Source organism: Nocardia sp. NPDC004568, assembly GCF_040609955.1.
GTDB lineage: Bacteria > Actinomycetota > Actinomycetes > Mycobacteriales > Mycobacteriaceae > Nocardia.
Genome location: NZ_JBEXLL010000177.1, coordinates 1 through 2,180, shown reverse-complemented (window position 1 = coordinate 2,180; position 2,180 = coordinate 1). Strand labels below are relative to the sequence as shown.

The window sequence follows — 2,180 nt, the reverse complement described above, 5'->3', positions numbered from 1 at the left end:
TGGACTGCTGCGGGTGAGTTGGAGTATCTGGGTCGTACCGATTTCCAGGTGAAGTTGCGTGGTCTGCGGATCGAACTCGGCGAAATCGAATCCGCGCTGGCCGGCGTGGACGAGGTCGGGCAGGCCGTGGTGGTCATGCGTGGTGACGCGCGCACCGGCGACCAGCTGGTCGCCTACCTGGTGCCTGCCCCGGGCGCGCTGCTGGATGTCGAGGATCTGCGCGAGGACCTGACGGAACTGCTGCCGTCGTACATGGTGCCCGCCGCGTTCGTGGTACTGGACGAGTTCCCGCTGAACGCCTCCGGGAAGCTGGATCGCAAGGCATTGCCGGCGCCGGTGTTCCAGGCGCGGGTGTTCCGGGCGCCCTCGACTCCGGTCGAGGAGATCGTGGCCGCGACCTTCGCCGAGGTACTGGGTGCCGAGCGGGTCGGTGCGGACGACGACTTCTTCGAGCTGGGCGGTAACTCGCTCAGCGCCACCCGGGTGGCGGCGCGGTTGTCGGTGGCATTGGACACCGAACTCCCGGTCCGGGAACTGTTCGAGGCTTCCACCGTGGCGGCGCTGGCCGCCCGTGCGGAAACCCATGCCGGTGCGGGTGGCCGGGTGGCACTGGTGCCGCAACCGCGTCCGACCCAGGTCCTGGAGACCGGCGAGGTCGTGGAACGGGTGCCGCTGTCGCTGGCGCAGCAGCGGATGTGGTTCCTGAACCGGTTCGATCCGACGTCGGCCGCGGACAATATGCCGATCGCGGTGCGGTTGTCCGGTCTGCTCGACCGCCAGGCCATGCAGATCGCGATCGCCGACGTGCTGGCGCGGCACGAAGCGCTGCGAACCTTCTACCCGGAGGTGGACGGCACGCCGTTCCAGCAGGTGCTGCCGACCTCGGCGGTGATCCCGGATCTCACCCCGGTGGAGATCGCGGAGTCCGATCTGTTCGCCCGGGTGGCCGAGTTCGTATCGGCCGGTTTCGACGTGACCACCGGGGTGCCCTTCCGGGTCCGGTTGTTCGAGACGAATCCGACCGAGCATGTCCTGGTTCTCGTCGTGCACCATATTTCGTCGGACGGCTTCTCTCTGGGACCGCTGGCCCGCGACGTGCTCACGGCCTACAGCGCCCGGATCGAGGGCGGCGAGCCGGGCTGGCTGCCGCTCGAGGTGCAGTACGCCGATTACACGCTCTGGCAGCGCCAGGTCCTGGGCTCGGAGGACGATCCGCAGTCGGTGATCGCCTCGCAGGTCAGGTACTGGTCCGAAGCCCTGGCCGGTATTCCGGAGCAGCTGGACCTGCCTGCCGACCGACCGCGGCCCGCGGTCGCCTCCGGGCAGGGCGCCGCCTACACCTTCGCTGTCGACGACACCGTGCACGCCGGGTTGTCGGAGCTCGCCCGCGCCCATGGCGTCACGTTCTTCATGGTCGTGCACGCGGCCTTCGCCGTGATGCTGTCCCGGTTGTCGGGTGAGACCGATATCGTCGTCGGCACCCCGGTGGCCGGGCGTGGTGAACGTGCACTGGACGATCTGATCGGCATGTTCGTCAACACGCTCGCACTGCGGACGTCGATCGACCACGGCGTCGGTTTCGCCGAACTGCTGGAAACGGTCCGCAGCAGTGATGTGGCCGCCTTCGGGCACGCGGACCTGCCGTTCGAGCGCCTGGTGGAGGTCCTCAACCCCGCCCGCTCGCAGGCCCGGCATCCGCTGTTCCAGGTGATGCTGTCGCTGCAGAACAACAACCCGCAGGTCGCCGGGGAACTGCCCGGCCTGACCATCAGCGGACTCGAGTCACCGATCGAGACGGCGAAGTTCGATCTCGTGCTGGAACTCGGCGAGCTGACGGGTCCGGCCGGCGCCGGTACGGCCGGTGCACACGGTGTCGCGGCGAAGTTCATCTATGCGACGGACCTGTTCGACCGTGCCACGGTGGAGGGCTTCGCGGCGCGGTTCGTGGGTCTGCTGCGGGAGATCGTGGCGGCGCCGGAGACGCCGGTCGGTGATCTGGAGATCTTGGCGCCGGTCGAACGCGTTCGGGTGCTGGCGGAGTGGAATGCCACCGAGCACGCGCTTCCCGAGGGGCTGTTGCTGGATGGGTTCGATGCCGCGGCTGCGGCGTATCCGGATCGGGTGGCGGTTTCGTTCGAGGGGACGAGTCTGTCCTATGGCGAGTTCGCTGGTCGGGTGAA

At 68.3% G+C, this 2,180-nt stretch carries 1 protein-coding gene; it reads left to right on the top strand.

Going from position 1 to position 2,180, the window contains the following annotated elements; all coding sequences use genetic code 11:
• Positions 1-2,180 (top strand): condensation domain-containing protein (locus tag ABZV91_RS32385; protein ID WP_355249521.1); only part of this gene is annotated, 2,180 nt, incomplete at both ends.